The organism is Roseovarius sp. B-10 (genome assembly GCF_056859295.1).
This window is the reverse complement of record NZ_JBSXOE010000019.1, coordinates 1-26870: the sequence shown is the minus strand read 5'-3', so window position 1 is coordinate 26870 and position 26870 is coordinate 1. Positions and strand designations below refer to the sequence as shown.

At 59.1% G+C, this 26870-nt stretch carries 27 protein-coding genes and 1 pseudogene; 22 read left to right on the top strand and 6 right to left on the bottom strand.

The features are described from left to right. Positions 1–1325 (bottom strand): MobQ family relaxase (mobQ, locus tag AC13D8_RS02850; RefSeq protein ID WP_482967530.1); only part of this gene is annotated, 1325 nt, incomplete at its 3' end. Positions 1326–1950: 625 nt separating this feature from the next. On the opposite strand from mobQ, the gene AC13D8_RS02845 reads away from it, so the two are divergent. The 9 genes from AC13D8_RS02845 to AC13D8_RS02805 all read left to right on the top strand — a co-directional run bounded on the left by AC13D8_RS02845 (position 1951) and on the right by AC13D8_RS02805 (position 8619). After that, positions 1951–2256 carry a mobilization protein gene (locus AC13D8_RS02845; protein ID WP_482967529.1) on the top strand — a complete coding sequence of 102 codons (306 nt, stop codon included), beginning with the start codon at positions 1951–1953 and terminating at the stop codon, positions 2254–2256. 54 nt (positions 2257–2310) lie between these two features. Next, on the top strand, positions 2311–4041 hold the full coding sequence (locus AC13D8_RS02840; RefSeq protein ID WP_482967528.1) for a type IV secretory system conjugative DNA transfer family protein: 1731 nt from the start codon (positions 2311–2313) through the stop codon (positions 4039–4041). Positions 4042–4059: 18 nt separating this feature from the next. After that, positions 4060–4608 (top strand): hypothetical protein, encoded by a 549-nt coding sequence (locus AC13D8_RS02835; protein ID WP_482967527.1) that lies wholly within the window; start codon positions 4060–4062, stop codon positions 4606–4608. A gap of 256 nt (positions 4609–4864) precedes the next feature. Beyond that, positions 4865–5926, top strand: a complete 1062-nt coding sequence (locus tag AC13D8_RS02830) for a replication initiator protein A (RefSeq protein WP_482967526.1) — start codon at positions 4865–4867, stop codon at positions 5924–5926. Positions 5927–6071: 145 nt separating this feature from the next. Beyond that, positions 6072–6713 (top strand): nucleotide-binding protein, encoded by a 642-nt coding sequence (locus AC13D8_RS02825; RefSeq protein ID WP_482967525.1) that lies wholly within the window; start codon positions 6072–6074, stop codon positions 6711–6713. Then, positions 6713–6967 (top strand): hypothetical protein, encoded by a 255-nt coding sequence (locus AC13D8_RS02820; protein WP_482967524.1) that lies wholly within the window; start codon positions 6713–6715, stop codon positions 6965–6967. Before AC13D8_RS02825 ends, AC13D8_RS02820 begins: the two co-directional genes overlap by 1 nt. Positions 6968–7052: 85 nt before the next feature. Continuing rightward, positions 7053–7391 carry a type II toxin-antitoxin system RelE/ParE family toxin gene (locus AC13D8_RS02815; RefSeq protein WP_482967523.1) on the top strand — a complete coding sequence of 113 codons (339 nt, stop codon included), beginning with the start codon at positions 7053–7055 and terminating at the stop codon, positions 7389–7391. Then, positions 7388–7663 (top strand): helix-turn-helix domain-containing protein, encoded by a 276-nt coding sequence (locus tag AC13D8_RS02810; RefSeq protein ID WP_482967522.1) that lies wholly within the window; start codon positions 7388–7390, stop codon positions 7661–7663. The genes AC13D8_RS02815 and AC13D8_RS02810 overlap by 4 nt, the downstream gene beginning before the upstream one ends. A gap of 230 nt (positions 7664–7893) precedes the next feature. Further along, entirely contained in the window at positions 7894–8619 is a 726-nt protein-coding gene (locus tag AC13D8_RS02805) for an HTH domain-containing protein (RefSeq protein WP_482967521.1), read from the top strand. On the opposite strand, the gene AC13D8_RS02800 is transcribed toward AC13D8_RS02805, so the two are convergent. Further along, positions 8616–9745, bottom strand: a protein-coding gene (locus AC13D8_RS02800; RefSeq protein ID WP_482967520.1) for an IS3 family transposase whose coding sequence is annotated in 2 segments (ribosomal slippage) — positions 8616–9511 and positions 9511–9745 — 1131 coding nt in all. Because the reading frame shifts where the segments join, the coding sequence is not laid out codon by codon here. The genes AC13D8_RS02805 and AC13D8_RS02800 overlap by 4 nt on opposite strands. A gap of 65 nt (positions 9746–9810) precedes the next feature. Here AC13D8_RS02800 and AC13D8_RS02795 point away from each other — a divergent pair. From AC13D8_RS02795 to AC13D8_RS02785, 3 genes are all read left to right on the top strand, one after another. After that, the gene (locus AC13D8_RS02795; protein WP_482967519.1) at positions 9811–10665 is read left to right on the top strand and encodes a CHAT domain-containing protein; all 855 of its coding nucleotides are present in this window, start codon (positions 9811–9813) and stop codon (positions 10663–10665) included. Between the two features lie 131 nt (positions 10666–10796). Beyond that, positions 10797–11402: a tyrosine-type recombinase/integrase gene (locus AC13D8_RS02790; RefSeq protein WP_300587470.1), complete on the top strand. Its 606-nt coding sequence runs from the start codon at positions 10797–10799 to the stop codon at positions 11400–11402. After that, the gene (locus AC13D8_RS02785; RefSeq protein WP_482967518.1) at positions 11309–11623 is read left to right on the top strand and encodes a WGR domain-containing protein; all 315 of its coding nucleotides are present in this window, start codon (positions 11309–11311) and stop codon (positions 11621–11623) included. The genes AC13D8_RS02790 and AC13D8_RS02785 overlap by 94 nt, the downstream gene beginning before the upstream one ends. 194 nt (positions 11624–11817) lie before the next feature. Here the strand turns inward: AC13D8_RS02785 and AC13D8_RS02780 are convergent, their stop codons facing one another. Together AC13D8_RS02780 and AC13D8_RS02775 are read right to left on the bottom strand one after the other, a co-directional pair. Then, positions 11818–12489: an RraA family protein gene (locus tag AC13D8_RS02780; RefSeq protein ID WP_300587465.1), complete on the bottom strand. Its 672-nt coding sequence runs from the start codon at positions 12487–12489 to the stop codon at positions 11818–11820. Positions 12490–12509: 20 nt separating this feature from the next. After that, on the bottom strand, positions 12510–12896 hold the full coding sequence (locus tag AC13D8_RS02775) for a cupin domain-containing protein (protein WP_300587463.1): 387 nt from the start codon (positions 12894–12896) through the stop codon (positions 12510–12512). A 218-nt stretch (positions 12897–13114) separates the two neighbouring features. Here AC13D8_RS02775 and AC13D8_RS02770 point away from each other — a divergent pair, with 218 nt between their 5' ends. From AC13D8_RS02770 to AC13D8_RS02730, 9 genes and pseudogenes are all read left to right on the top strand, one after another. Beyond that, positions 13115–15295 (top strand): hydantoinase/oxoprolinase family protein, encoded by a 2181-nt coding sequence (locus tag AC13D8_RS02770; RefSeq protein ID WP_482967517.1) that lies wholly within the window; start codon positions 13115–13117, stop codon positions 15293–15295. After that, positions 15288–16838, top strand: a complete 1551-nt coding sequence (locus tag AC13D8_RS02765) for a hydantoinase B/oxoprolinase family protein (RefSeq protein ID WP_300587458.1) — start codon at positions 15288–15290, stop codon at positions 16836–16838. The genes AC13D8_RS02770 and AC13D8_RS02765 overlap by 8 nt, the downstream gene beginning before the upstream one ends. Before the next feature lie 42 nt (positions 16839–16880). Beyond that, positions 16881–18020, top strand: a complete 1140-nt coding sequence (locus AC13D8_RS02760) for an ABC transporter substrate-binding protein (RefSeq protein WP_482967516.1) — start codon at positions 16881–16883, stop codon at positions 18018–18020. A gap of 14 nt (positions 18021–18034) precedes the next feature. Next, positions 18035–18742 (top strand): ABC transporter ATP-binding protein, encoded by a 708-nt coding sequence (locus AC13D8_RS02755; protein WP_300587454.1) that lies wholly within the window; start codon positions 18035–18037, stop codon positions 18740–18742. 7 nt (positions 18743–18749) lie between these two features. Next, positions 18750–19703, top strand: coding sequence for a branched-chain amino acid ABC transporter permease (locus tag AC13D8_RS02750; RefSeq protein WP_300587452.1), 954 nt, complete (start codon positions 18750–18752; stop codon positions 19701–19703). Further along, the gene (locus AC13D8_RS02745) at positions 19700–20470 is read left to right on the top strand and encodes an ABC transporter ATP-binding protein (protein WP_300587450.1); all 771 of its coding nucleotides are present in this window, start codon (positions 19700–19702) and stop codon (positions 20468–20470) included. The genes AC13D8_RS02750 and AC13D8_RS02745 overlap by 4 nt, the downstream gene beginning before the upstream one ends. Next, positions 20463–21341, top strand: coding sequence for a branched-chain amino acid ABC transporter permease (locus AC13D8_RS02740; protein WP_300587446.1), 879 nt, complete (start codon positions 20463–20465; stop codon positions 21339–21341). Before AC13D8_RS02745 ends, AC13D8_RS02740 begins: the two co-directional genes overlap by 8 nt. A gap of 257 nt (positions 21342–21598) precedes the next feature. Continuing rightward, complete coding sequence (locus AC13D8_RS02735; RefSeq protein ID WP_300587444.1) at positions 21599–22312, top strand: IclR family transcriptional regulator; 714 nt, start codon at positions 21599–21601, stop codon at positions 22310–22312. 260 nt (positions 22313–22572) lie between these two features. Beyond that, positions 22573–22753: pseudogene (locus AC13D8_RS02730) on the top strand (IS21 family transposase); the annotation flags it as partial. A gap of 2 nt (positions 22754–22755) precedes the next feature. On the opposite strand, the gene AC13D8_RS02725 reads toward AC13D8_RS02730, so the two are convergent. Then, positions 22756–25128, bottom strand: a complete 2373-nt coding sequence (locus tag AC13D8_RS02725; RefSeq protein ID WP_300587442.1) for a 1-deoxy-D-xylulose-5-phosphate synthase N-terminal domain-containing protein — start codon at positions 25126–25128, stop codon at positions 22756–22758. 127 nt (positions 25129–25255) lie between these two features. On the opposite strand from AC13D8_RS02725, the gene AC13D8_RS02720 reads away from it, so the two are divergent. Beyond that, entirely contained in the window at positions 25256–25729 is a 474-nt protein-coding gene (locus AC13D8_RS02720; protein ID WP_300587439.1) for an Lrp/AsnC family transcriptional regulator, read from the top strand. Between the two features lie 803 nt (positions 25730–26532). Here the strand turns inward: AC13D8_RS02720 and AC13D8_RS02715 are convergent. After that, positions 26533–26670, bottom strand: coding sequence for a hypothetical protein (locus AC13D8_RS02715; RefSeq protein WP_300587436.1), 138 nt, complete (start codon positions 26668–26670; stop codon positions 26533–26535). Between the last annotated feature and the right edge of the window lie 200 nt (positions 26671–26870).

The window sequence follows — 26870 nt, the reverse complement described above, 5'->3', positions numbered from 1 at the left end:
TCCCTGTCCCGCGCGTTCTCCGTTTCGTTCTCATCGCGCTCCTGCTCGCGGTCGGTACCCGGCTCCAGCCGCTCGTGGGGCTTGTTCAGCACATCCTTCAAGCGCTCGTTCACGGACGGCTTGCGCTCCTCGCGCCCGGTCTCAGCGGCTCGGTCTCCGCGCTGCCGATACCGCGTGGCCCGCGAAGCCTTCGCGGCGTCCTCGCCCATGTCATACTCGCTGTGACCGTCCAGCTTGTGAACCAACGCCTGACCATCTCGACCGGCGTCCTTTTCCATGATCTCTTTCAGCCGCTCCCGCGCATAATTGCGACCTTCCGGCTTCGGCGTGTCGTCCTGGTCCCGTGACCGGTCCACAACACGTGCCAGCCGCTCCCGGACATCCTCCGGGTTGCGGTCCCCGCTGCGATCTTTCGCAGTCGCGGCCCTGAGTGCCGCCAGACCGGCCGAGACGCGCCCCTGACCGGCCTCACGCTCGGCACCGTAGGTCTCGCGCGCCCGTTCCAGCCGCGCACGCATTTCGCGGAAGGCGGCACGGGCCTGCCGGGCGGCGTGAACCATCGCTCCCCGCTCGGTGACAGGCGCATAATCCCGGCTCTCCCGCGCGGCCGCCGCCTTCGCGCGCCGCTCCATCGAGTTCGCCGCCGGCCCCAGCTTCAGCTCCGGATCGCGGTCCAGCTCCTCGGCCGAGAGCTCGTCACCCCGTTTCAGCGCCGCCTCCCGCTGCGCGTCGAGAGACCGGTGATCGACGCGCTCCGCGTCCCCTGCCCGCTCCAGTGCGCGGTTCTGCAACTCGGCCCAGACGCCGCGCATCTGCTCGATCTCGACACCGCCGGTTTTCGCGGAATCGAGCACGCGGGTTTTGTCGGTGAACCCCCCGGCCTCCAGCTTACGGGTAGAGGTCAGGACATGGGCATGGTGGTTGCGCTGATCGCCTTCACGGTGCGGCGCGTGGATCGCCACATCAACGGCCACGCCGTAGCGCTCGACCAGCTGCTCCGCGAAGTCGCGGGTGATCTGCGCCCTCGCCTCGGCGCTGATCTCGGACGGCAGGGCCAGCTCCCATTCGCGGGCGGTGACGGAGTTGCGGCGGGTCTCACTGGCCTCGACCTCGTTCCAGAGGCGGGACCGGTCAGTGGCCCAGTCGGGTACATCTTTCGGCGTCAGGATGAAGGTCTCCTCGATCCCCTGCTTGCGGGTGTAATCGTGGATGCGGCCCTCGCGCTGGCACTCGATGCGCTCCCCGACACGGTAGGCCGCAGCGGCCGTGGCGGAGCGCCCGGCGCTGCGTTTGATCGTCTTCACGGAGAGGTGGTAGCTGGCCATGCGCCCTGCCCTCTCCGATGAAGCGAGCGATCATCATGCGCGCCGCTGCTGACCTCGGCCAGGGCCCCGACATGGGCCACCGGGTCAGCCGTCTTTTCCCCGGAGGACCGCGCCCCGGAACGCTGGGGCCGGAGGGGAGAAGACAGCCCGCCCGAAGCGAGCCACAGGCTCTCTGAGGCGCGGGCTTGCCGATGCGTTCCACCAATCTCCTCAGCCTCGTAGGGGGCAGGAGATTTGCGGCACATATCGGCGGTTTGCCGGGGGCAAACCCGGTTCGTGTCGGCACCGCGAGGTCCAACGGCACGAACCTCCCGCAAGGGAGACGCCAGCAGCAGACCGGCCCTCCCCGTAGGGCATCGGGCGAGACGCTGGTGCGAGTTTGCGGGACGCGATCCAACCGCCGAGGTTGGCCTGTGATGGTTTGGAAGAGGCGGCGCACTCTTCCATGTCGATGCCCGTGGCATCGAAGGAGTTCGCCATCGGCTGAGGCTCTGCCTCAAGGAGATCGCACGCAAATCTCGGAACCGCGGGTGGAGAGTTTGCATAAGTGCGCCCTTGTCCTTTACAGGCCTACGGGTACGCGCTAACGGTTGAGCAGGCAAGAACAAGTTCAACCCAAAGAGATTTGCAGAACAAGGGCAGTGATTTGGCAGAGACTGAGCTTGAACGCGCCGAGAAGCGATACGCCCAGGCCAAGGCCCGGCTTCAGGCCCTGCGCAACCGGGAAGCCACCAGACAGCGCAAACTCGATACCAGGCGCAAGGTGATCCTGGGCGGGGCTCTGATCGATCTGGCCGAGCGCGATGACACCGCGGCTGCCATGCTGGACCGGCTGATCCGCAACCTGCCTCGGGAACAGGACCGAAAGGCGTTCGCGGATTGGGACGTGCCCTCCCCTGCCCCGGACCAGGACTCGTCCTCGTCAGGTTAAGTCCGGAGCCATTCGCCGCCACCCTCCCCCGCCAGTTTGGTCCGGACTTAGATCATGCGTTCATTTCTCGCCCTCGTCTCGTCGTTCGCCCGTCTCCTTGCACGGATCGTCGTCACCCCGTTCCTGCTCGGCTGGCTGATCCTCTGGCTGTGCCTGGGCGCGATCGTCGGGATGCTTGTCGCCACCCCCGTCATCTTCGCCATCTTCGATGCGCCACCCGGATCCAGCGCCTGGCACTGGATCGTCTTCGGCCCCTTCATGCTGGCCGGGTCCATCGCCGGGGCATTCGACTGGATGCACCGCTCGGGCGCGACCCTGATCTACGGCGGCACCGGGGACAGCCACGGCTCCGCGCGCTTCGCGGGCCGCAAGGAGCTGCGCAAGCTGGAACTCCCGGACGGGCTGCTGATCGGCCGCTCTCCCCGCACGGGACGGCTCCTGCGCTATGACGGACCGGCCCATCTTCTGACCCTCGCGCCCACGCGGGCGGGCAAGGGGGTCGGTACAGTGATCCCGAACCTGCTGGCGGCGGATCGCTCGATGATCGTGGTCGACCCCAAGGGCGAGAACGCGCGGATCGCCGGGGCCGCGCGGCGGGCTTTCGGACAGGTCCACGTCCTCGATCCCTTCGGTGTCAGCGACACTGGCAAGGTCACCGGCCTGCCGTCCTCGGCCTACAACCCGCTGGACCGGCTGGCCCCGGACAGCCCCGATCTGGGGGAGGATGCCACCACGCTGGCCGATGCCCTGGTCATGGACCCGGCCGGACAGGTACAGGAGGCACACTGGAACGAGGAAGCCAAAGCAATCCTCTCCGGCCTGATCATGTTCTGCGTGGCCCACGAAGAGCCAGACCGGCGCAACCTGGCCACCGTGCGGGAATACCTGACCCTGCCGCCGGACAGGTTGCGGGCGCTGCTGGAGCTGATGCAGGACAGCGATGCGGCGGGCGGGCTGATTGCCCGCGCCGCCAACCGGTTTCTTGGTAAGGCGGACCGGGAAGCGGCCTCGGTCCTGTCGAACGCGCAGCGGCACACCCATTTCCTCGACAGCCCGCGCATCGCCAAGGTGATCTCCCGGTCGGATTTCCACTTCGCGGAGCTGCAACGGCAAACCGTCTCGGTATTCCTCGTCCTGCCGCCCAACAGACTGGATGCCTACGCCCGCTGGCTGCGCCTTCTCGTCTCCCAAGCGCTTCAGGACATCGCCAGGCACGCGGAGGGGACCGGGACCCCCGGAGAGGCTGGAAGCGGCGCTCAGGGCGCCCCTGAGGCCGCACAGGCGGCGAGGCCCGCCAAAGGGCCCTCGCCCCCCGCGTCGGGGCCGACCCTCTTCCTGCTGGATGAGTTCGCCGCTCTCGGCCGCCTAGAAGCCATCGAGCGCGCCATGGGGCTGATGGCCGGCTACGGGCTTCAGCTCTGGCCGATCCTCCAGGACATGAGCCAGCTCAATGATCTCTATGGCAAGCGGGCCGGAACGTTCGTGGCCAATGCCGGGGTGCAGCAGGTCTTCGGGGTGAACGACTATGAGACGGCGAAATGGCTGAGCCAGATGATCGGCCAGGAAACCACCGGCTACCAGACCGACAGTTACAAGCCCGGTGACAGCCCCAGCTTCTCCAACAACCTCACCGGCCGCGATCTGCTCACGCCCGACGAGATCATGCAGATGCCGCCCGACCTTCAGCTTCTGCGCGTCCAGGGCCAACCCTCGGCGCTGGCGCAAAAGTTGCGCTACTACGCCGATCCCGAATTCCGGGGGCTGTTCGTCCCGCAGGACCCGTAACAGGAAAGACCTTCCCCGATGACCGATCGATCTCCCTCCCCTGCCCTCTCGGATGACGAGCTGCGCGAAACCCTCGATCTTCTCAGCACGGTTCTGGCCAGCGTTTCGGATCGCGTGGATGCTCAGACCGGGACCATGGACCGCCTGGTCAAGACCGCGACGGAAGCGCGGCAGGCGGCGTTCGCGGCCCGGTCGCAGACCGATCCCGAGCATTATGGCGAGCTGGTCGGGAAAACCATCAACGGCAGGATCAACGACAACCTCATCCGCATAGCCAGACTGACCATCGATCTGTCCGAGGCGACGAACCGGGCACAGGCCACGCTCCAGAAGGCCGAAGAGGACAAGTGGGCGATCCTGGAAAAGGTGCGGGATCGGGAAAGGAAGGCGGAGCGCCTGAAACGTAATCTTCCGTGGTTCGGTCTGGGTGCTGCCGTTCTGGCCCTGGTCCTGGCGGTGATGGTTCCGCGATTCTTAGCATTCAACGCTGCCACATGCGCTGTCTTTGGAGGTCAGTGGGTCACCACGACATCCGATGGATATGCTTGTGTGCACTACCAGGACTGAGGGTTCCGACAGGGTTATCCACAGGCAGCGCGTCAGCTCGCGGGTGTTAAATATGTGTTAGAATCTGTGTTACGTCCAAAAAATGTCTCACAAGCATATGATACTAAGGCGCTTTTTTGGAATCCCTGTGTGTAGAGTCACGAAAGATTGTGTGTGAAATCACGAAAATGCGTGTGTAGAGTCACGAAAGATGCATCAGCGTGGGTGAAATCACGAATCCCTTGACGGCCGTGTGTGAAATCACGAAAGTCGCCGCATGGTGGGTGAAATCACGAAAGACAGTCGATCCCCTCTCCTTCCCGATCGCCAGGATCAGAAGGACTTTTTCGTATGCGATATCTTTGATGCTGCGCCCAAGGGCGACATGGCGTCGATGGCGCACCCGATTTTCTCGCTTTCGACCAAGCCTGATCATCAGCCCCGCCGCTACGAGGATGAAAGCGGCAAGAATTATGTTGAGGTTCGCCCCTCTTCCGATGGTCTTGCCACGATCCATGATCGCGATGTCCTGATCTATTGCATCAGCCAGGTCATCGCTGCGCTCAATGAGGGGCGACAGGTGCAGCGCGTGGTGCGGCTCAAGGCTTACGATATGCTCAAGGCCACGAACCGTGTGACCGATGGACGTGGCTATAAAGCTCTGCGGGCGGCGCTTGTCCGTCTTCAGGGTACTCAGATCGAGACGAACATCAGCACGGGGGGCACGGAACAGCTTGATATATTCAGCATCATCGACCGCGCCCGGATTGTAAGGGAAACCCGTGACGGCCGAATGCAGGAGATCGAGATTGAGCTGTCGGACTGGGTCTTCAACGCGATCCGGGCTCAAGAAGTCCTGACCCTGCACCGCAACTACTTCCGGCTGCGTAAACCATTGGAGCGCCGCTTGTATGAGCTGGCCCGCAAGCATTGTGGGCGGCAAACCCAATGGCGCGTCGGTCTCCCTGCCCTTCAACGAAAATGCGGGTCGACCTCGACCACGCGCGAGTTTCGTCGGCTCGTCGGCGCAATCGTCGAACAAGATGAAGCGCATCATCACATGCCGGATTACGCGATCCGGCTGGACGGTGAGATGGTCGTTTTCGAGAACCGGGGCACAATGGATGCGCTCGCCAGAGATGTCGTGGGCGATGCGATCAGGCTCGGTTCTAACGCGCATGAACGGGCTCGCGCTGCCGCTCCTGGCTGGGACGTTCATTATCTGGAGCAAACCTGGCGGGGTTGGATGGCCGATGGTGGCCTCGATGCGCCGCGCGACCCGGACAAGGCCTTCGTCGGGTTCTGCGCCAAGTGGTACGAGAAACACGGCCGCCCTTAGATTGCTAGGATCATAGCAATCTAGTTATCTGCAAATCTGCAACTCTCGAAACCTAAATTCCTGCATTCCGCGAAACCTATCTTGCTAGCATCTTCCCTTCCTCACATCCTAGAATTCAACCTTAATAGAATAATAGGAGGCAGCAGTGATCATTTCCCTGATTTCCCAGAAAGGCGGCGTCGGCAAGAGCGCCCTCGCCAGGCTCTTGGCCGTCGAAGTGGCTCGTGCAGGCTGGAACGTGAAGATCGCCGATCTCGACCCAGCCCAAGGCACCTCGACCAAATGGAAAGCCCGGCGCGATCAATCCGGCTTTCATCCTGAAGTCGCAGTTGAAAAGTATCGGACGGTTGATCGAGCTATCAAGGAGGCTGAACGGTTCGATCTCATGATCCTTGATGGACCGGCCCATGCAGAGCAAGGCGGTCGCATCATGGCGCAGAATAGCAATCTCGTCCTCATGCCGACCGGCTACAGCCTTGATGATATGGAGCCACAGATCGAAGCCGCTTACGAACTGGAGGACGCCGGTGTACCATCGGGCCGGATATTCTTCTGCTTCTGTCGTGCCAAGGGGTCCGAGGCCGAAGACCGTGCCGCACGCACCTATCTTGGGAAGGCACGGGTGAACGTGCTTGATCCCATCTTCCCGGAGCTGGCCTCGATCCGACAGGGTCACGCAGAAGGGCGAGCCGCATCTGAAGTGCCGTTCCCGAAGGTGCAGGAAAAAGCGATCGCGGTCGCTCAGGCGATTATGAACCGTCTGCCGGGCATGAAGGAGGCCGCATGATGTCCAAGGGTCTCCAGATCGCAGAACCGCCACGCCGCCGCCAGAGCGGGGCAGGGGATGCCGAGCGCCAGAAGCCTGTCGAAGTCGCGAAATTCAACCATGTTGCTGAAGACGAGAAGGTCCAGTTCAACAAGCGTGTCACGCGGCGCGTTGCTGACGGATATGAGATGCTTGCAATCCGGACACGCCGCAAGGTGCCGGACCTCTTGGCAGAAGCGCTGAGCCTGCTCGAAGAAAAGCACGGCAAAGTTTAGCATCCTAGGATCATAGTTTCCTGCGAAAACTTCAGCACTACTACAAGGACACTTGCAAAAGTGACCCAATGGGCTATATAGCGACATGCAGACAGTGGCAGAAACCCCGGTCTTTTCACGACAGGCCGCGAAGCTCTTCGATGAGGACCAGAAACGGGAACTGATCGACTTCCTAGCGGCGAACCCGGAGGCGGGCGATGAAATCCCCGGCACGGGCGGTGTCCGCAAGGTTCGCTTCGCTGCCTCGGGTCGAGGCAAGCGCGGCGGGGCGCGGGTGATCTACTACTATCTGGACGAGACCATACCGGTCTATGCGCTCTTGGTTTACGCCAAGAACGTCAAGACGGATATGAGCCCGGATGAGAAACGTGCGGTCGCCGCTCTGGCGGCCGAGTTGAAGAAGGCCTGGAAGGAAAGACGATGAGCACATTCAGCGATGATTTGATCCAGTCTCTGACCGAAGCCGTGGCCCATGCCAAAGGGCAGGGGCCCGCGACGGTTCACGAGGCAATCGACCCCCGCGAGGTGCGCAAGCACGCTTCGCTTACACAAGCGCAGATGGCCCCTCTGATGGGTATGAGCCTTTCCGGATACCGGAAATGGGAACAGGGCCAGCGCCATGTCAGTGGACCGGCGGCGATGCTTCTGAGGGTTATTGAGAAGGAGCCAGAGGCGGTACAGCGGGCGATCAGCTAAGCATGTAAGACGGATCGCTTGTTTTCCGAATAAATTTTGAAGGTCGATTTCGGCTGAGCTTTAAACCCGGCTAGGAATAGCCAGGTAGCCGCTGGAGCGAGGGCAGAGGAGCACCGGTCCTGCCAGGCGCGACTTAACAGACTGGCTCAATCTGTTAAGCGCTGCTAGGCACCCAGTGCCTCGTTGAATATCATGGCCACGTACGGCATAGTCTCACTCGGGAGGTGCCTTTGGACTCTTATCTCGACATCGCCAGGACAGTCCTGCAGGCAGCACGTCGTCCACTTAATGCGAATTCCATACTGGAGTTTGCGTATAAAGCTGGCGTCGTACCTCCGCACCTTCACGGGCGAACCCAGCAGAAAACTCTACAAGCTCGGCTGAGTGAAGATATTCTTCACCGGCGTCAAAAGTCGATATTTTATCGTACCGAACCTGGGCAGTTCGCGCTTAAAGCTTTCCTCGAAGACCCAGACTTCCCCGCAGAATGGAAGGAGCCGTTCCGGGCACGGAGGCGGACGCGTGATCTCAAGCGCGCGCATACGATCGGCGTACGGCGCTGCATCGCTGACTCCATTGGCCAGCATCTGGCACTCTTCGACAGCGTCTTTTTGCGAGCAGAGGCTGAGAACGCGTTGGTTGCTATGCATCCCGACGATATGAAGGCAGAGGGCTACTGCGCCGTGTGGACCTTCTCGATCGTGCGGCGGGACGATTGCGTGTTAGCCTACCGGATCGGGCGCTATCGTGATGACCGCGATGCTTTTGCAAACCGCCGTTCGATTGGGTTCCCTGGCGCGTTGACATCGGACGACGTGTCGCTCTTCTCGCAGGATCGTATGGGCGTAACGGATTGTGCTATTACAGTACTAAGGTGCGATCTCGATTTAACTCTGTCGGCCTTCGATAATCCTTGGACCTGTCGCGTAATCGTGCCGCTCCAAGTGCTCGTTTAAGCCACCTTCCGTTCAAAAGCGACCGGGCTTTTCCAGCCTAATGCTGAATGCCGTCGACGTGGATTGTAGAAGCCATTGATATATTCGAAGATCGCCATCTCGGCTTGCCGCCTCGTTACCCATGACCGCCGCCAGATCAGCTCGGCCTTGATGGTTTTGAAGAACGTCTCGACAGCCGCATTGTCATAACAATTACCTTTGCCGCTCATCGAGACCCGGAAGCCATGCTGGCGCAAGATCTTCTGGTAGTCGTGCGAACAGTATTGGCTGCCCCTGTCGCTGTGGAAGATGCAGCCTTTGGGTGGCGCTCGGAAGGCGATGGCCATTTTCAGGGCCCGGATCGCCAGGTCACGCTTCATACGATTGCTGACAGCCCATCCAATGACACGCCGGGAATGCAGATCGAGGATCACCGCCAGATATAACCAGCCCTCACGGGTCCAGATGTAGCTGATGTCGCCTGCCCATTTCTGGTTCGGCCCGGCTGCACTGAAATCGCGATTCAGCAGGTTCGGGGCGATGTTGAACGTGTGATCGCTGTCGGTTGTTGCCTTGAACTTGCGTGTTCTCTCAACGGTAATCCCGTTCTCACGCATCAAACGTCCAACCCGGCGGTGCCCTACATCGACGCCAACCTCCTTCAGTTCCTCGGTCATTCGTGGGCGGCCATAGCTGCTCAGGCTCAGCCGCGACTGTTCCTTGATGTGCGCCAGAACGACCATATCCATGCGCTGCCTGCGGCTGGCCGGACGACTGCGGAAGGCCCGCAACCCGCGCGGGCTGACATTCATGACCTGACAAAGTCGACCAATCGGGAAGGCCCCACGCTGTTCTTCGACGAACCGAAACCTCATGGCTTTTGGCTCGCGAAGAACTGGGTGGCTTTTTTTAGGATATCCCTCTCCTCCTTGAGGATACGGTTCTCGCGCCGAAGCCGTTCGTTCTCCCGTGCAAGCTCGCGATCCTCGGACGATACCACATCCGTGTCACGATGCGCCGTCACCCACTTGTTCAGCGTCGATAGGCCAACACCCAAATCTGACGCAACCTGCCTGCGTGTAAGCCCGCTCGTCAGCGCGATCCGCACCGCATCTTGGCGGAATTCGTCCGTCCGTTTCGTTCCCATAGTCTGTCTCCTTTGCTGCAGTAAATGCTATCAAAGGAGCGGCATCAAACCGCGACAGGTCCAACGTGACGCTCTCGTGGTCTGAAACGGAAACCGATGAGCGGGTTCTGTTGCCGCTGGCAGAGCATTTCGCTCGTCATGCCGATAATGTGCCCAGCTATCGGGTTGCTGCACTCGATTTCTACGATCGAGGCGCGGCGTTCCGCGAACGGATACGGCTGGGCGCTGAGGGTACTCGGCTCTATGCTGAAGTCCGCAACGACCAGGACGGAATGCTCGACCTTTTCGGCGGAGGGCTCGATCCGGAAGGAGAGAAGATAATGAAACAAACGCAGGCAGGTCATCATGGCCTGAAGGTGCTAATGCTGAACGCTACGCCAGACCCGCAAATGCCTGTCGCCTCGAACTATCGCCCTATTCGCCCCGATAAGGAGGCTATGGAGCTGCGCGACCGACTAGCTGCTGTCCCACAACCGCGTAGACAGATTGCATTTGAGACCCTGTACGCCACGCGCCCCGATCAAATTCAACAGGAAATGCTCCGCCATGAACCGAAAATCCTGCACTTCAGCGGACATGGTGGGGGCGGGGCGCTAGCATTTGAAACGCGCGACGGTAGGGCTGCGCCCGTTACCGGTGACCAACTCGCCCAGATCGCGAAAGTCTATGGTGACCTCGAGTGCATAGTCCTGCATGCATGCTATTCTGACTCAATCGCCCAAGCCTGCGAGGCGCACGTTAGCCACATTATCGGCTCAACTGATGCAATCAACGATGAAACCGCACCCTCTTTCACATACATTTTCTATCAAGCACTCGCTATGGGGCGCCCCTATGCTCAGGCTTTCGAGATGGGGCAGGCCGAAGTCGGACTCACCGATAAGGCGGAGGCTGCGAAATACAAGATCCGCTCTAAGTAGCAAAGAGCACATGCTAACTTAACACTATTACTAATACTGTAAAACGCTCGGACTGCCGAGCCTGTTGATCGATAGGGCAGGGGACGGAATTCCGATTCACGCTTTAACAGTTTCCGGGTATATTGTTAAATATGAGCGAAATGCGCCTCACCGACACTGCCGGCAACCGGCTCTACCTCAACGCCGAAGAACGCGCTGCCTTCCTGGCCGTGGCCCGGCGCAAACCCGCGCGAGACCGCACACTCTGCGAAACCCTGCACTTCACCGGCTGCCGGCCGTCCGAGCTCCTGGAGATCACCCCGGCCAGGGTGGACCTGTCGGGCGGCACAATCACCATTCGCAGCCTGAAGAAGCGCAAGGATGCCTCTGGAGCCTCAAAAATCGTCTACAGGAACGTTCCGGTGCCGCCGGACTACCTGGACACGCTCAACACAGCGCACGGTATCAGGGAGGCCCAGAAATCCCGCAAGCAGGCCAAGGCGCCGATCTGGCCGCTCAGCCGCGTACGGGTCTGGCAGATCGTCAAGGGGATCATGATCGAGGCCGGGATACCGGAGGCGCCGCACCGCAGTCCAAAGGGTTTGCGCCACGGTTTCGGGATCAACGCGACGGTGAACGGGATTCCGCTGCACATGCTTCAGAAATGGCTGGGGCATGCCCAGCTCAGCACGACGGCGATCTATGCCGATGCCGTGGGCAAGGAAGAGCAGGACATCGCAGCCAGGATGTGGGGGTAGGGACCATGCATCTGATCAGGACTGAGCCAGACGCCAATTTGCACCGGTTCTACCGCATGGAGATCGTGCGCGGTCTCTTCGGAGACTGGGGCCTGGTGCGCAACTGGGGACGGATCGGCAGCTCTGGACAGTTGCGGACTGACTGGTTCCATACTGAAGCCGAAGCGAAGGACGCTCGCTTCGAGCTGCACATGGCGAAGGCGAAGCGCGGTTACGAGTAACCGGTCAAAAACGTGTCAGAACCGCGAAGGTTTCGCCCTGTGGTTCTGACAAAGCTAAGCCCTTGAGCGTGCGAGAGGCAGGGCAGGGGGCCAGAAACGACCCTTTCCGCCTCCCATGAACTTTTCGAGCATCCCGCGCCCGGGTCGAGGCGATCTTCGGGCACTGGAAACGCCACTGGGGCCCACGTGCTCCCCTATCGGTTGATAATTCGTTCGCTTGCCATGAAATCTTCAAGCCAATCTGGGGCCTTGTGGCCTTGTTCATGCATTGAAGCAAATTCAACTTCACGTTGGAGAATTGCAGGCACTTTGCTAACGACATTTCCCGCGTAATCGCGCGGAATAACCGCGACCCCATCGCGATCGGCGACGATGACATCGCCGCAGTTTATGGCGACGCCACCGACCACGATCGCACCTCCTACCGTTCCGGGGCCATTCTTTTGAGGGGCATTCGGCGACAGACCGGACGCAAAAACCGGGAACCTTGCGCAATCCAGTTCGTCGACGTCCCGGACCAGTCCGTCGGTAACAAATGCGACGATCCCCGCATTCAGCATAAAGCCCGCCATCACGCTGCCCAATACAGCCGAGCCCTGATATGCATTTGTGGCGGCGACGATTATATCGCCCGGTTGCGAGGTTGCCAGTGCCGCATAGATCGCCAGTACGTCATGGGGTGCCGATTGTACCGTGATCGCTGTGCCGACGAGCGGCTGTTCACACCAGATCGCCCGTATCGATCCGTTCATCCCCCCGTTGCGGTTCATTGCATCTACCGCCTGAGCAGCGCTCAGGCGGGAAAGCGCTTTTACAACCTCTGGGTCGGGTCGGCGGACCGGAGGGAAAATCTGTATGTCGGGCATGTCTGCGCTGCCTTGGAACTCTAAGACTCGTTGAAGGTGTCGGTCTGATAATCAGTATACTTGCCGTAGTCGGGGCGTAGCGGGGTCCAGATATCCATGTTGATGGCAACACCGTCCGCATCGGCCGGCGCCTCTGCCCAGTGTTCCATATTCGGTGGTATCCGCACGACGGCTCCGGCCTTGAGGTCGTGAACCTGATCGCCGACATGCAGTTTGACCCGACCCTGAAGCAGCATGAAAATCTGCTCGTAGATGTGGCTGTGCGGGCTGGCCTGCATACCGGGATGCAGTGAATTGTATCCGATCAATACGTCGTTTCCACGAAACACCTTCTGGGTCAGACCCCGCCGCAATTCGCGTTCCGGGATATCATTCCAGTTGTAGGCGGGGACCATCTGTTCCGTCATGTCAATATCCTCATATGTTGTGAGCACCGCAACGCAGTTTCGTAAAGCTGTCGAAGTTGGCTGTATCTGTCAAGCCCGTTTATTTTGAAATTATTATTGACGTGGCATCCAATTTCGATAAATAAATAAAACTACGTTGTGTCATGCGCAACATATTCTGCACGTAACGTCGAGAGGGCAGACATGATTTCTTTTGGGCGCAGATCCCCATCATCGCGATGCCCCAAGCCGACCGGCCATGGGGTCGTCATGCAGGTGGGCTTTCAACAGATGTTATTGCCCGGCCCGGCCCGCGATATTGCAAAAAGGTACTGAAAATGGCGCAACTTTCTATCTCTGTGGACATCGGGGGAACGTTTACCGATGTCGTCCTTCGGGGCGATGACGGATCATGCTGGGTGGATAAGACGCTGACCACCACCGACGACCTTCAGGTGGGCTTTTTCAAGGCGATCACCGCTGTTCTGGAGAAAGCCGGGTATGGGCCATCCGATGTGACCGATCTGGTTGTTCATGCGACGACGGTGGTGACTAACGCCATTATCGAGCGCAAGGGTCCTAGGACCGCATTGGTCGTCACAGAAGGTTTCCGCGATGTCCTTACGATCCGGGACGAATGCCGCTCGGACATCTTCGACAATCAGCTTGAGGTTCCCAGTGCGCTGATCCCGCCGGAAATGACTTTCGGTATCCGCGAACGGACACGGGGCAACGGCGAGATTCATGTGGAGCCTGTCCTGGAAGAAATCGAGGACCTGGTTCATGAGGTCGTGAGTGCGGGGGTCACGTCGGTTGCGGTCTGCCTATTGAATTCATATCGGAACGCGGCAAACGAGCGTCTCGTCGGCGAGACGTTTGAACGGCTAGCACCTGAGATTTTTCTGTCACTATCGTCTGACGTCGCGCCGCAGATGCGCGAGTATCCGCGCGCATCGACAACAGCCCTCAATGCGTTCACCAAGCCGATCGTCAAGCCGTATCTGGACGGCCTCGCGAAACGGCTTCGTGAGGCGGGCTTTGGACAGGACCTGTTGATCATGCTCAGCAGCGGCGGAGTGATCGGTGCCGCGGTAGCCGGGGAAAATCCGGTGCGTATGATCGAAAGCGGCCCGGCGGCCGGTGCGCTGGCAGCAAGCTACTTTGCGGATACTCTGGACCTTGGAGATGTCGTTTCGTTCGACATGGGCGGGACCACCGCAAAAGCGTGTTTCATCAAGGATGCTCAGCCCTTGATTACAGGCGACTTCGAGGTCGACAGGATCTACCGGTTCCAGCATGGCAGCGGTTTCCCCGTAACCGTACCGTGTATCGACATGATCGAGATCGGCGCGGGGGGCGGGAGTCTTGCAAGCAAGGACAGTATGGGGTTGCTGAAGGTCGGCCCGCAAAGCGCGGGGTCGAAACCTGGCCCCGTCTGCTATGGGCGGGGGGGTATGCAGCCGACCGTGACCGATGCCGACCTTTGCCTGGGGATGCTGGACGCCGGCAATTTTCTGGGTGGTGAAATGTCCCTGGACGAAGCCGGATCGCGTAAGACTCTGGCGGTACTGGGCAACGATCTTGGCCTCGATGCGGATCAGGTCGCCGTGGGCATCTTCGAGCTGGTGGGCGAATCCATGGCCTCTGCAATACGCTCGCACGCGACGGATCGCGGGGTGGATTGGCGCGGCGTTCCGCTGCTGGCCTTCGGCGGTGCAGGCCCTGTTCACGCTTGTTATGTGGCCGATCTTCTGGACAGCGGACAGGTCATCTATCCGCCGCTGGCCAGCGTTCTGTCGGCTTTCGGAAATCTGGTGACGCCTGTTCGACTCGATCTTGCGCGCAGCGATATTTTCGAACTTTCGGCTATCGACTGGGATGCCGCGGACGCGGTCATCGAGGAAATGCAAACAGAAGGTCGGGCGGCGCTGACGGATGCCGGTTGCGCGACGGACGCCATCACGATGACGATCTCCGGCGATATCCGGTATGCGGGGCAGCATAATGAACTGACCGTTCCGCTGACCGGCGACATCATCGGACGGCGGAAGAGCAGCGATATCCGTCAGTTGTTCGAGGATACCTACGAGAAGAAATTCGGTGTTCGGCTTGAAGAGCTTGAGGTCGAGCTTGTCGCATGGCGCGTCAGCGCGACGGGGCCAGAGATCAAAAAGACCCCGCCGCACGCCGTCCCGCTCAAGTCGGAAACCGACGACAAGTCCCGTCGTGTACGGTTTCCCGAGCGCGAATATGATGTGCCGGTCATTCCGCGCGCGGAAGTCGCTTCAGGTCAGAAAATGCAGGGGCCGCTGATCATCGAGGAACGCGAGACGACCATCGTGATCCTGCCCGGCTGGAGCGTCGAAGTGAACGGGGTCGGCTGTATAGTCGCAACAAAGGAGGAACCCGCAAATGGATAAGATTCAACTGCGCGTCTTGTGGAACAGTCTCGTTAGCATCACGACCGAAGGGGCTCACGCCCTGCGGCGCAATGCCTTCAGCCCCGTCGTTCGCGAGGCCGGTGACCTTGCTGTCGCGTTGCTCGATCGCGAGGGGCGCCTTGTCGCGAATGCCGTCACAGGCGCACCGGGACACATCAATTCGATGCGTACCGCCGCACGATATTTCGTGGAGGAATTTCCGCCCGACACACTGTCGCCTGACGACCATCTCATCACAAACGATCCCTGGATGGCGGCCGCACATTTTTTCGACCTCACTATTTTCACGCCGATCTTCTATAAGGAAAAAGTCATCGGCTATATTGGTAGTTGTATTCACCACACGGATGTAGGGGGATACGGCATGGGTGCAGGCGCACGTGACGTGCATGAGGAAGGGCTATGGCTGCCCTTGCTAAAACTCTACAACGCGGGAATGCCGGACAAGGCGATCCACAAGATCATACGCCGCAACACGCGCGAGCCGGAACACGTCCTTGGCGACATCGCCGCACAGGTATCGTGCGGACGCATGGCCGCCACAAGGATCGCTGCACTTTGCGATCGCTACGGGCTCGACGATCTCGAGACATTGTCGGACGAGATCATCGAGGTGTCCGAAAAAGCGACACGGGAGTCGATCCGCAAGCTGAAGGCCGGCACGTATCATGGCGAAACGACATTTGATGTGCCCGGCGGCGACGAGATCACCCTCAGGGCCAAGGTAACAATCGACACCGAAAAGGGCGAGATCACGACCGATTTTACCGGCAGTTCGGAGGCAAGTCCGTTGGGGATCAACGTGTGCTTCAATTACACCGTGGCATATAATGCGTTCACCATGCATTGCTGCATCAACCCGGAGATTCCCAACAACAACGGCAGCATGGAACCGTTCAAGGTGATAGCACCCGAAGGGTCGATCCTGAAAGCCCAGTACCCGTCACCGGTAAGCGCCCGGCATGTGGTCGGTATGCATATACCGATGCCGCTGATGAAGGCGCTGCATGACGTGACACCCGATACCGTTTTGGCAGAGGGTGCCGGTGGCCTATGGTCTATGCAGATCTTCGGGACCGGCGACAGTGGTCGCCGGTTTGCAAGTTCAATGTTCAACTATTCCGCCGGGATGGGGGCACGGGCCGGCAAGGCCGGATTGTCGGCAACCTGCTATCCGGCGGGCATATCGGCTGTGCCGATTGAGGTTCTGGAAGCGGATATGCCGATATTGTTCGATCGCAAAGAGCTGATACGTGGCTCCGGCGGGGAGGGCCGCAACCGTGGCGGGGATGGGCAAGTCATCGAATTCCACCTTGAGACAGACCGCGATTGGATGCTGAATGCCATCGTCAGCCGCACCAAATTCACGTCCGAAGGACTTTCGGGCGGCGGAGAGGGCGCAGCGGGGCGGTTTCTGGTTAATGGAAAGGAAGTCGACGTGCCTGGAAAACTGACCATGTCGCCGGGCGACAGGGTCGTCCTCGAGACGCCGGGTGGCGGAGGTTACGGCGCCGCCGAATGAATTATACGACAACGACAAAATAAAAATGGGAGGAATGGAAAAATGACGAAACTTCGTAAAATGGCACTGGCAATGGGGGTGGCGGCATTCGCCTTGCAGGGGGCGGCCGTCGCCGAGGAAACCTATAAGATAGGTATATCAGCGGGCAAGACCGGCTATGTCGCGACGATCGACAACGCCTGGGTCCTGGGCGCCGAACTGGCGGCGGATGAGCTGAATAAATCCGACGGCATCATGGGCAAAACTGTGGTCGTGCTGTCCGAGGACAACAAGTCCGAACCGCAGGAAGCCGTAAAGATCTATCAGAAGATGATCAATTCCGACAGGGTGGACATCTTCGCCAGCGGGTGTGTGTCTGCGGGTAACCTTGCGGCGGCGGGGCTTCTTGTTCGCAGCAAAATTCCGCTTGTCTCCTGTTCGATCCTGCCCAAAAAGGAAGAAGAACGCCATTGGGCCTTTACAACGCTTCCACCGCCGCGATTTGAAGTAGAGACGCGGCTTGCCTATCTCAAAGCCAATCCCGAATACAAAACCTTCGGTGTGATCTTCGATCCGTCACCCTACGCAAAGTTGCAGACCAACATCGCCGAGAATATCGCGGCCGACTTCGGTCTCGAATTCGTCGGAAGCGAGCAATACGACCAAAAGGATGCCGATCTTTCGGTACAGATTGGCAAGCTGAATGCAGCGGGTGCCGATGCGATCCTGAAAATGGGTGTGGGCGGTACAACCCTTACGGCGGCCAATAACATCAAACAGCTTGGGCTGGATATTCTGCTGTTGACCAGCCTCGAGGATCTTGCTGTTTTCGGTCCGGCCTCGAACATACTGGGAGACAACTTCATGTTCGTCGCGGCAGCCTCGCAGATTCCATCGGCGCTTGACGATGGCGGCCTCAAGGACGCGATCGATACCTTTCTCGTCCCGTGGCAGGCAGCCGAAGGCGATCGCGACCCGAATTGGGCCGGCAGAGGCTGGGACGCCGTGATGCTGATCAATCAGGCCGTGACGGATGCCGGATCGACCGATGGTCCGGCGGTGCGGGACGCGCTGGAAGCAATGCAGGAATTTCAAGGGACGACCGGCACATATAGCCATTCGCCCGACGTTCATCAGGGTCTGACGGAAAATCCGCTTTTTTTGGCGCGAATTCGGGACGGCAAACCAGAAATCGTGCAGTAATCGGAAATCAGCAGATGGACATTCTGTCAATTACCGGCCTGCGCGCAAGATACGGGCATGTCGAGGCGCTTCACTCCGTCGACCTGCGTTTGGGAGAGGGTGAACTGGTTACGGTGCTGGGACCCAACGGCGCGGGCAAGTCGACGCTGATGCGGGCCATAATGGGCGTATGTTCCAACTCTGGACAGGTACAGTTTCGCGGCAAGGATACGCCGCGAAACAACCCCGTCGCGCTTGCGACGGACGGTCTGATACTGGTTCCCGAAGGGCGTGGCGTTCTTGGACCGATGACGGTCGAGGAAAACCTCGAGATTGGCGGCTATCTGCTGGGCGATAGAAACGCAGAATTCGAGCGACGGCTTGCCGAGGTTCTCGAGATGTTTCCAAGGCTGCGAGAGCGGCTGTCGCAAGATGCGGGCTCTCTTTCGGGTGGTGAACAGCAGATGCTTGCGGTCGGTCGGGCGCTGATGGCCGGTCCGAAACTTCTGTTGCTGGATGAACCCTCGCTGGGACTGGCCCCGCGCGTGATCGGGGAAATTCTGGAAACCCTGAGGGAATTGAACGCGCGCGGGTTGTCGATCCTTCTGGTGGAACAGAAAGCGCCGCTCGCCCTCAAGATCGCAAACCGCGCCTATTTTCTGTCGCTGGGCAAGATCGTGTCCGAATTTGATCCCAAGGAAGTAAGTTCACATGAAGAACTCTCTAAACACTACCTCTCGTAGGGTCGGAATGGGTGCCTTGAAAATCCCCGGCCTGCTGGCGATTGCGATTGCCGTCGTTGGCTATACTTATTTTTCGGGCGGTTATGCCGTCACGATCCTGAGCTTCTCTTTGATCTATGCGGTGTTCGTAACCGGCCTCAATGTATTCATGGGTCTGGCGGGACAGGTATCGTTCGGCCAAAACGCTTTTGCTGCGATCAGCGGTTATTCATCCGCGGTCCTGACCGCGAATTACGGGTGGGAGCCGCTGGCGGCTTTCTGTATCGGACTTGGCGCAAGCCTGTCGCTGGCGTTGATCGTCGGCTATCCGGTCGTCCGGCTCAAGGGCCACTATCTTGCCATGGCGACGCTGGCGATCGGCCTTGTCATCTACGAGGTCGCGGTGCAATGGGACAACGTGACCGGCGGCTATATGGGTGTGTCGGGCATCCCGCGCGTCGGCATCGGACCTTGGGTGATTGGCAGCGACCGAGCCATGCTCGTCTTCATCGCCATCGTGACAGCGCTGTCCATCGCGGCCGCCGCCTGCATCAGGCGATCGCGGCTGGGTCGGGCGATGCAGGCCATTTCGGGCAGCGAAGACGCGGCACAGGCTCTTGGCATCGACGTCGACCGCTACAAGCTGGCAGCTTTCCTGATCTCTGCCGTATACGCTGCAATGGCGGGTACGCTTTTTGTCCACCTTGTTGGTTTCGTCAGCCCCGAAGTGTTCGGGCTGCATATGGTCATCCTCGCGTTCACAATGCTTTTCGTTGGCGGGATTGGCACCACGTTCGGCCCTCTGGTCGGCGCGGTTATCATCACCGTGCTGCCGGAGGTATTTCGCGAGCTGAACGAATATCAGGATATGGCGTACGGCGCGGCACTTATCCTGCTGCTTATCTTTGCGCCCAAGGGCCTGTCGACTCTATCGGCCTTCTGGCGCCCCCGCAGCGCGAAAACCACGGTGACGGCGACATGATCCTGGAACTTGCAAATGTGACCAAGCGTTTCGGCGGGCTGGTCGCGCTGGACGACATAAGCTTTGGCGTGGAGGAGGGGAGCGTAACGGCGGTGATCGGACCCAACGGCGCGGGAAAAACGACGCTATTCAATCTGATCTCTGGCGTCTTCCCTACCGCGGAAGGCGAAGTTCGCTTCCACGGCGAGGTCCTGACCGGTCTGGCGCAACACACTATCGCGGCACGGGGTCTGATCCGCACGTTCCAGCTCGTCAAACTGTTTCCCAACCTGACGGTGGTCGAAAACGTCGAGGTGGGCAGGCATCTGCGGACGCGAGGCGGGCTGCTGTCTGCGATCCTGCGCACGCCTTCCGTCATGAAGATGGAGGCCGATGTGCGGAGCCGGGCATTGGAACTTCTGGATTTGGTCGGTCTCGGCGATGTCGCGTCGGGACAGGCCACATCGCTGCCTTACGGTCAGCAGCGTTTGCTGGAAATCGCCAGAGCGATGGCGGCCGAACCCAAGATACTGTTGCTGGACGAACCTGCGGCAGGCCTTAACCATGAGGAAAGCGCGACGCTGGGCAAATTGATTCGGCGCATTGCGGACCAGGGTGTGACCGTGCTGATGATCGAGCATGACATGAAACTTGTGATGACTGTGGCAGAAAAGGTCGTGGTTCTCGATTTCGGTGTGAAGCTGGCCGAAGGTGGACCCAACGATATCCAGCGCAATCCAGCCGTCTTGGCGGCATACCTTGGAAGTCCGGAGACCGAAGATGCTTGATATTCACCTGGTTGCCCAGTCTTTGGTAAGCGGCGTCGCCGTCGGATGCATCTATGGTCTGATAGGGATCGGCTTTTGCGTCATCTATAATACTAGCGGCATCGTAAATTTTGCCCAAGGCATGTTTGTCATGCTCGGTGGTATGGTAACGCATTTTCTGTACTCGAATGGTGTGCCGCTGGCCGTCGCGGCGGTGGGTGCGATCATATTCTCGGCAATCGTAGGGGTCGCGATGGAACGTATCGTCGTGCGACCGTTGTGGGATCGGGGTGCGACGATGTTCGTGATGATCCTGGCAACCCTTGCAGTGCAGATCGTGATCGAACATCTAGCATTGAAGGTGTTCGGCGATCAGCCTCGGGTCCTGCCGGGGTTCACCGATGCCGGTCCTATCCGCATATTCGGCCTGGCTGTAAGCTATCAGATCGTTTGGATCGTTTGCGTTTCGCTATTGGTGATAGTGTCCCTGAACGGCTTTTTTCACAAGACGCGGCTTGGCAAAGCCATGCGTGCCTGCGCCATCGACCGCGAGACGGCTGGGCTGCACGGGATTAGGGTTTCGCTGATGCTGTCGCTGGCATTTGGCATAAGTGGCGGGCTGGGGGCCATCGGCGGCATACTGGTGACGCCGACGCAGTACACCGCGTTCAATGTCGGAGTGTCGTTTTCGATCAGTGGGTTCATCGCTGCAATCGTCGGTGGATTCGGCCGGCCCGCCGGGGCCTTTCTGGGAGGAATATTGCTTGGCGTAGCACAGGCGCTGGCTATCGTCACGCTCGGTGCCGGGATGAAGAACATGGCCGCGCTGTCAGTCCTGCTGGTTTTTCTCTTCCTCCGACCCAACGGTATTTTGGGCAAGATGGAGTCATGATTCTTGGCTATATTTGGGCTGGCGGCAGTACGCGTCGCAACTGCTTTATACTGCGGTACACTACCTTTGAAACTGGCAGCTACTGCAGTGTTGCGTATAGCGAGGCAGTCGCGTACGGGGTAAAGTGAAAAGGATCAACCGCCAACATTTCGACATTGGCAGTTGACGTTGAATGAGGGACATTAACTATGAAGGACTCTCGCCCATCCCCTGTATCTAACGAGAAAAGTTATTCAATCCGGACCATTTCCGTCGGAATGCGTGTCTTTGAGACAGTTTTGAATACAGACAAGGACTGGGGCATTACAGAGTTGGCAACCGCTGTGGGTCTAAGCAAACACCAAATATTCCGGCATTTACACACCCTCTGCGACGACGGATTTCTGCAACAGGACGAGCATACCGGGCGGTTTTCGATTGGATTGCGATCATACCACATGTTGCAATCCATTTCTTCGAAGGAATGGCTAGTGCAGGCAGCCCGGCGTGAGATGATACGACTGCGAGATCAGTCAGGAAAGACGGTCACGCTTACCAAGCCTATTCCTGGACCGAAGGCTCTCGTACTGCATGTGGAACCTGGGCCGAACCCGCTGCAATATGCGCTATACCCCGGCGCAATTCTCGATGCTCATGCATCAGCTCATGGTAAAATAGCACTGGCTTTCCAAAACGAAATAGATCTGGATCACGTTTTCAGACAGAAATTGACGAAATATACTAATTTGACAGTTATCAATCAAAAACAACTTCGTGAAGAGATTGCTTCAGTTTATCATCGTGGTTGGGCCGTCGCCCCTGGCGAGACTGCGCTTGGTATGAATGCACTTGCTGTCCCGATCATCGCTAAAGGGGTATTTCGCGGCTCAATAGGATACTTTGGGCCGAACGATGTTGTGCCCGCCATTCCGTTTCCGGGCGACATAAAGGCGCTTCAAGAGGCTTCCGCACGTATTGCAGAGTGGGGCTGATACGCGTGAGCGCTGGTAACCAACCATCCCTGCCCCAGCCTACCGCCTCGAGCCCTCACCATGAGTCAGTTTTGCCAGCTCACCCATAGTTTTGGGATTTTGAGGCTTCGTTTGGATCGTGTGTAAGACCGCATGTCTTTCATGTGACGCCCCGCTCGGGCCTTGCCTTTAGCTTGATCGCAGGGCGGCGCGTGTCGCCCGTTGCGATGGAGGATTGGCATGGAAGACAACAATTCGGTGATTTACGTCGGGATTGACGTTTCGAATACTACCGACTGCTATGGTCAGGCTGCGGTCATGCCCATGTCATTCTCGGTGGCGAGAGTTTCGTCGCTCTGGTCGGCGGGCGGCACCCCACTTTACCATCGCAGCAACATCCTGTCGGCCGCCTTCCGCAACCTCGATGCGCAAGCCAAGGCTGATCTCATTGCGCGCTACGAGGCTCAGGCCGCTGCAATCCTGCGGCCGATGGTCAGGCCATTGATCTTGTCGATGATGCTTTGGGCATCGATGCCGTAATGGTGATACAGATCACCAATGGTCCCGGTCTGGCCAAAGTGTTCCACGCCCAGTGGGATTGTTTGATGCCCCTGCACCGCCCCGAGCCAAGACAATGTCGTGGGATGGCCGTCGATCACTGTGAGCAGACGGCAATGCGACGGCAGATCCTGCAAGAGGCGTTGAACATGGCTGGTCGCGCCGTGCTGGCCACGCGCAAGTGCGCGCTGTGCCGCTGTCCAGCCAGCGTTCAGCCGATCCGCCGATGTTACAGCCAGCACACCGATGTCACGTCGCGCATCGGCCATGGCACCTGCAGCGCGGATCGCCTCGGGGGCGATGACACCCTGATAGGCGATCACTACCTCGCAGTTGGGCCCGGGGCGGCGCAGCCAATAGGCGCCGTCGATGGCCCCTTGCTGCCAATCCGCATCCGGGCGCTTACCGGGCTGCTCAACCGGATTGGTCGATAGCCGAAGATAGACGGACCCACCAGTTTCATCGCGCAGCCAAGTGCGCTCATCCGGGTCGTCAGAGCCGTCGCGCTGCAAGTAGCCAAAGGCCCATTCCATGATCACCGCCAGTTCATCGACAAAGGCAGGTTCAAAGGCGGCCAGTCCATCCTGGCTCATCCCGATCAAGGGCGTCCCAATGGATTGGTGCACGCCACCTTCGGGCGCCAGCGTTATGCCCGACGGCGTGCCGACCACCATGAACCGGGCGTCCTGATAGCAGGCGTAGTTCAACGCATCGAGACCCCGCGCCACAAACGGATCGTAGAGCGTGCCGATGGGGATAAGCCGCTTGCCGAACAGTGAGTGCGACAGCCCCGCCGCGCCGAGCAGCAGAAAGAGGTTCATCTCGGCAATGCCAAGCTCGATGTGCTGACCCTTTGGTGTGAATTCCCATTTCGCGGTCGATGGGATGCGGTGTTCAATAAAGGCATCGGCCTGTTCGGCGCGGGCAAACAGCTTGCGACGGTTCACCCAGGGGCCAAGGTTGGTGGTGCCGGTCACGTCAGGCGACATCGTCACGATACGTTCGGCCAAATCGCTGTCACCCTTGGAAAGCTCATCAAGGATCTTGCCAAATGCCATCTGGGTCGAAATCTCGCGGTCGGATGACAGAGCGATATCGGGCACGGGCAGCACCGCGTCGGTGAATCGGCGGCGGCCCTTGGCAAAGAAGGGCACTGTGTCGAGGAATTTTTGCAATGCTTCGGCGTCGGGCACGGCGGCAAATTTATCCCACTCCTGCCCCTCGGGCACGGCCATGTGTTGTTGCCAGTTGGCCATCTGGTTTTTTGTCATCAAGCCGCCGTGGTTGTCTTTGTGGCCCGCAATAGGTGTGCCCCAACCCTTGATCGTATAGGCAAGAAAACAGGTGGGACGGTCGTCGGTGACATTGGCAAACACCTCGGCCATGGTCGCCACACAGTTGCCGCCAAGGTTTTCCATCAGCGCGGCAAGTTCATCATCTGTGCGCTTTTCGATCAGTGCCGTCACCGGACCTTGATCGCCCAGATCATCCATCAGCCGTTTGCGCCAGACCGCCCCGCCCTGATAGGTCAGGGCCGAATATTGTTGGTTCGGGCAGGCGTCGATCCAATCGCGCAGGGCGCTGCCGCCTTCTTCTTCAAAGGCCGCGCGTTGCAGGGCACCGTATTTCACGCGGATGACGTTCCAGCCGAAGGCGTCAAAAATCTTTTCCACCCGCGCAAACAGACCTTCGCGCACTACGCCGTCCAGCGATTGACGATTGTAGTCGATGATCCACCAGCAATTGCGCAGGTCGTTCTTCCAGCCCTCTTGGAGGGCTTCGTAGATATTGCCCTCGTCCAGTTCCGCATCACCGACCAGCGCCACGTGGCGGCCCGGTGACACATCACTGCCCCAGTCCTTGGCCATCAGGTAATCCTGCACAATCGAGCCAAAGGCGGTGATCGCCACGCCCAAGCCCACGGAGCCGGTGGAATAATCCACGTCGTCCACATCCTTAGTGCGGCTGGGATAGCTTTGCACGCCTTCGAAACCGCGAAAGTTCTTCATCTTGTCCAGTGTCTGATTGCCCATCAGATATTGCATGGCATGAAAGATCGGCGAGGCATGCGGCTTGACCGCCACGCGGTCTTCGGGCCGCAGCGCGGAAAAGTAGAGCGCTGTCATGATAGAGACCATTGAGGCGGAGCTGGCCTGATGCCCACCAACCTTGATCCCCTCCTCCTTGGGACGGGTGTGATTGGCGTGGTGGATCATCCAGTGCGACAGCCAGAGAAGACGGTCCTGAAGGGCTTTGAGGTGGGCTGTGTCAGATGTCATTTTCGGTCCTCGCGGGCAAAGCTTGCATTTTTGCAAGACTACCACCAAGACTTTGACATTTCTCGCCTATCGTGCGTATAATTTGTGACTTATAAGGTGATAAGCACCACGATTTTGGATAATATCGATGATAGTCACCAATCTTGATGCCTACGATGCAGGCATTCTGCACGCCTTGCAACGCAACGGACGCGCCACCATAAATGAATTGGCTGAAAGCGTCAGTCTCAGCCCTTCTCCGGTGGCGCGCAGGCTGCGCATTCTGGAAAATACGGGTGTGATCACCGGTTATGCCGCGCTGATCGACGAAACCGCTCTGGGCTATGAATTTTCGGTCTTTGTTTCGGTCAAGCTTGACCGTCAGGTGGACGACGCTCTGGCCAGTTTTGAGGCCGCCGTGCGCAGTTTTCCCGAGGTGGTCGACTGCTGGCTGATGACCGGAAACCGCGATTATTTGCTGCGCATTGCAACGCGCGGCCCTGCCGATTTCGAACGTTTCCTGACCAGCACCTTTACCAAAGTGCCCGGCGTCGCCTCTATCGAAAGTTCGATTCCGTTGCGGCGCGTCAAGGCCGGCCTGTCGCGTACGCTGGAGCCATGATTAAATGACTTTATCTGCGATGAGCACGGTGCCATTGCATTAAAAATCTAGATGCCGTTATGGGCCTGCGCTCCTCTGGTGGCCATGAAGGTGGCTGTCCCTCAGGGTGATGATGTTGAAACGGGTCCTCTGATTTTGGCCCCAGGCATCAAGCGAGGAACAGCCATAAATTCCTTTTCAATTGTATAGGCTTGTGATTCATTTTCGCGGGAGCAGGCAAATGGCACGATCAGACATGAGTGATCTGGAATGGGAATTCATCAAAGCGGTCTTGCCCAACAAGACGCGGGGATTGCCTTTCCCTCAAATTTTCTCGCCCAGACGTACCGCATGCGATCAATCCGCCCGCTTAGCTAACGGCAGGAAACTTCTGCCGGGTAAATAGTTCCTTTCGAAACCTCGATAATAAAACATCCCTTTTTGTGCCCCGATCAGAACCACATCTGGTTCGCCGGCTCTTCAGAAATACGGGAAGCATACTGAGGATTTATGGGGCAATACGAAACCGTTAGACCTTGGCCTAGCACCCCACCGCGGGACCACTCCCTCCACGTGGACCGCTTTCATACCTGCCTTCCGCGTGGCCTTTGATGTAAACTCGCGGCGTATCTCCAACAAACAGCAACTTGCCGGATGTGACCCGCAAGCCATCCACCACATGCTCGCAGCTCAGCTCGCAGGCTCCGGCTGGATCACGCCTAATACAAGACAGCACCGCCACTCCGGCGGATGGGGCAGCTTGCCTCTGAGGGCTGGCGACATAGTCGCTGGCAATGTTGGAACAGAGCACCAGACGTAGCCTGTTACTGCGCAGCCTGATCATAACGGTAGCTGTGCGGAATCCCGTTCTCGATCCAGGCTGCGACACCTGCGAGCGTCACAAGCGATAGTGGCTTGCCATCCAGCAAGATCGTCTCGCCTACGTTGAATACTTCATACATCCGTCTAGTCTCCTCTGTCGGTCACCTGGTTATCTCACAGGCTGTGGCCCTCGCCACGATCCCTGTCCCGCGCGTTCTCCGTTTCGTTCTCATCGCGCTCCTGCTCGCGGTCGGTACCCGGCTCCAGCCGCTCGTGGGGCTTGTTCAGCACATCCTTCAAGCGCTCGTTCACGGACGGCTTGCGCTCCTCGCGCCCGGTC

What these genes read in the sequence shown, in the direction of transcription:
- AC13D8_RS02840 (WP_482967528.1), top strand. Translation starts at nt 2,311, where the DNA reads ATGCGTTCATTTCTCGCCCTCGTCTCGTCGTTCGCCCGTCTCCTTGCA.
- AC13D8_RS02835 (WP_482967527.1), top strand. Translation starts at nt 4,060, where the DNA reads ATGACCGATCGATCTCCCTCCCCTGCCCTCTCGGATGACGAGCTGCGC.
- AC13D8_RS02830 (WP_482967526.1), top strand. Translation starts at nt 4,865, where the DNA reads ATGGTGGGTGAAATCACGAAAGACAGTCGATCCCCTCTCCTTCCCGAT.
- AC13D8_RS02820 (WP_482967524.1), top strand. Translation starts at nt 6,713, where the DNA reads ATGTCCAAGGGTCTCCAGATCGCAGAACCGCCACGCCGCCGCCAGAGC.
- AC13D8_RS02815 (WP_482967523.1), top strand. Translation starts at nt 7,053, where the DNA reads ATGCAGACAGTGGCAGAAACCCCGGTCTTTTCACGACAGGCCGCGAAG.
- AC13D8_RS02810 (WP_482967522.1), top strand. Translation starts at nt 7,388, where the DNA reads ATGAGCACATTCAGCGATGATTTGATCCAGTCTCTGACCGAAGCCGTG.
- AC13D8_RS02790 (WP_300587470.1), top strand. Translation starts at nt 10,797, where the DNA reads ATGAGCGAAATGCGCCTCACCGACACTGCCGGCAACCGGCTCTACCTC.
- AC13D8_RS02785 (WP_482967518.1), top strand. Translation starts at nt 11,309, where the DNA reads ATGGCTGGGGCATGCCCAGCTCAGCACGACGGCGATCTATGCCGATGC.
- AC13D8_RS02780 (WP_300587465.1), bottom strand. Translation starts at nt 12,489, where the DNA reads ATGCCCGACATACAGATTTTCCCTCCGGTCCGCCGACCCGACCCAGAG.
- AC13D8_RS02775 (WP_300587463.1), bottom strand. Translation starts at nt 12,896, where the DNA reads ATGACGGAACAGATGGTCCCCGCCTACAACTGGAATGATATCCCGGAA.
- AC13D8_RS02770 (WP_482967517.1), top strand. Translation starts at nt 13,115, where the DNA reads ATGCCCCAAGCCGACCGGCCATGGGGTCGTCATGCAGGTGGGCTTTCA.
- AC13D8_RS02765 (WP_300587458.1), top strand. Translation starts at nt 15,288, where the DNA reads ATGGATAAGATTCAACTGCGCGTCTTGTGGAACAGTCTCGTTAGCATC.
- AC13D8_RS02760 (WP_482967516.1), top strand. Translation starts at nt 16,881, where the DNA reads ATGACGAAACTTCGTAAAATGGCACTGGCAATGGGGGTGGCGGCATTC.
- AC13D8_RS02755 (WP_300587454.1), top strand. Translation starts at nt 18,035, where the DNA reads ATGGACATTCTGTCAATTACCGGCCTGCGCGCAAGATACGGGCATGTC.
- AC13D8_RS02750 (WP_300587452.1), top strand. Translation starts at nt 18,750, where the DNA reads ATGGGTGCCTTGAAAATCCCCGGCCTGCTGGCGATTGCGATTGCCGTC.
- AC13D8_RS02745 (WP_300587450.1), top strand. Translation starts at nt 19,700, where the DNA reads ATGATCCTGGAACTTGCAAATGTGACCAAGCGTTTCGGCGGGCTGGTC.
- AC13D8_RS02740 (WP_300587446.1), top strand. Translation starts at nt 20,463, where the DNA reads ATGCTTGATATTCACCTGGTTGCCCAGTCTTTGGTAAGCGGCGTCGCC.
- AC13D8_RS02735 (WP_300587444.1), top strand. Translation starts at nt 21,599, where the DNA reads ATGCGTGTCTTTGAGACAGTTTTGAATACAGACAAGGACTGGGGCATT.
- AC13D8_RS02725 (WP_300587442.1), bottom strand. Translation starts at nt 25,128, where the DNA reads ATGACATCTGACACAGCCCACCTCAAAGCCCTTCAGGACCGTCTTCTC.
- AC13D8_RS02720 (WP_300587439.1), top strand. Translation starts at nt 25,256, where the DNA reads ATGATAGTCACCAATCTTGATGCCTACGATGCAGGCATTCTGCACGCC.
- AC13D8_RS02715 (WP_300587436.1), bottom strand. Translation starts at nt 26,670, where the DNA reads ATGTATGAAGTATTCAACGTAGGCGAGACGATCTTGCTGGATGGCAAG.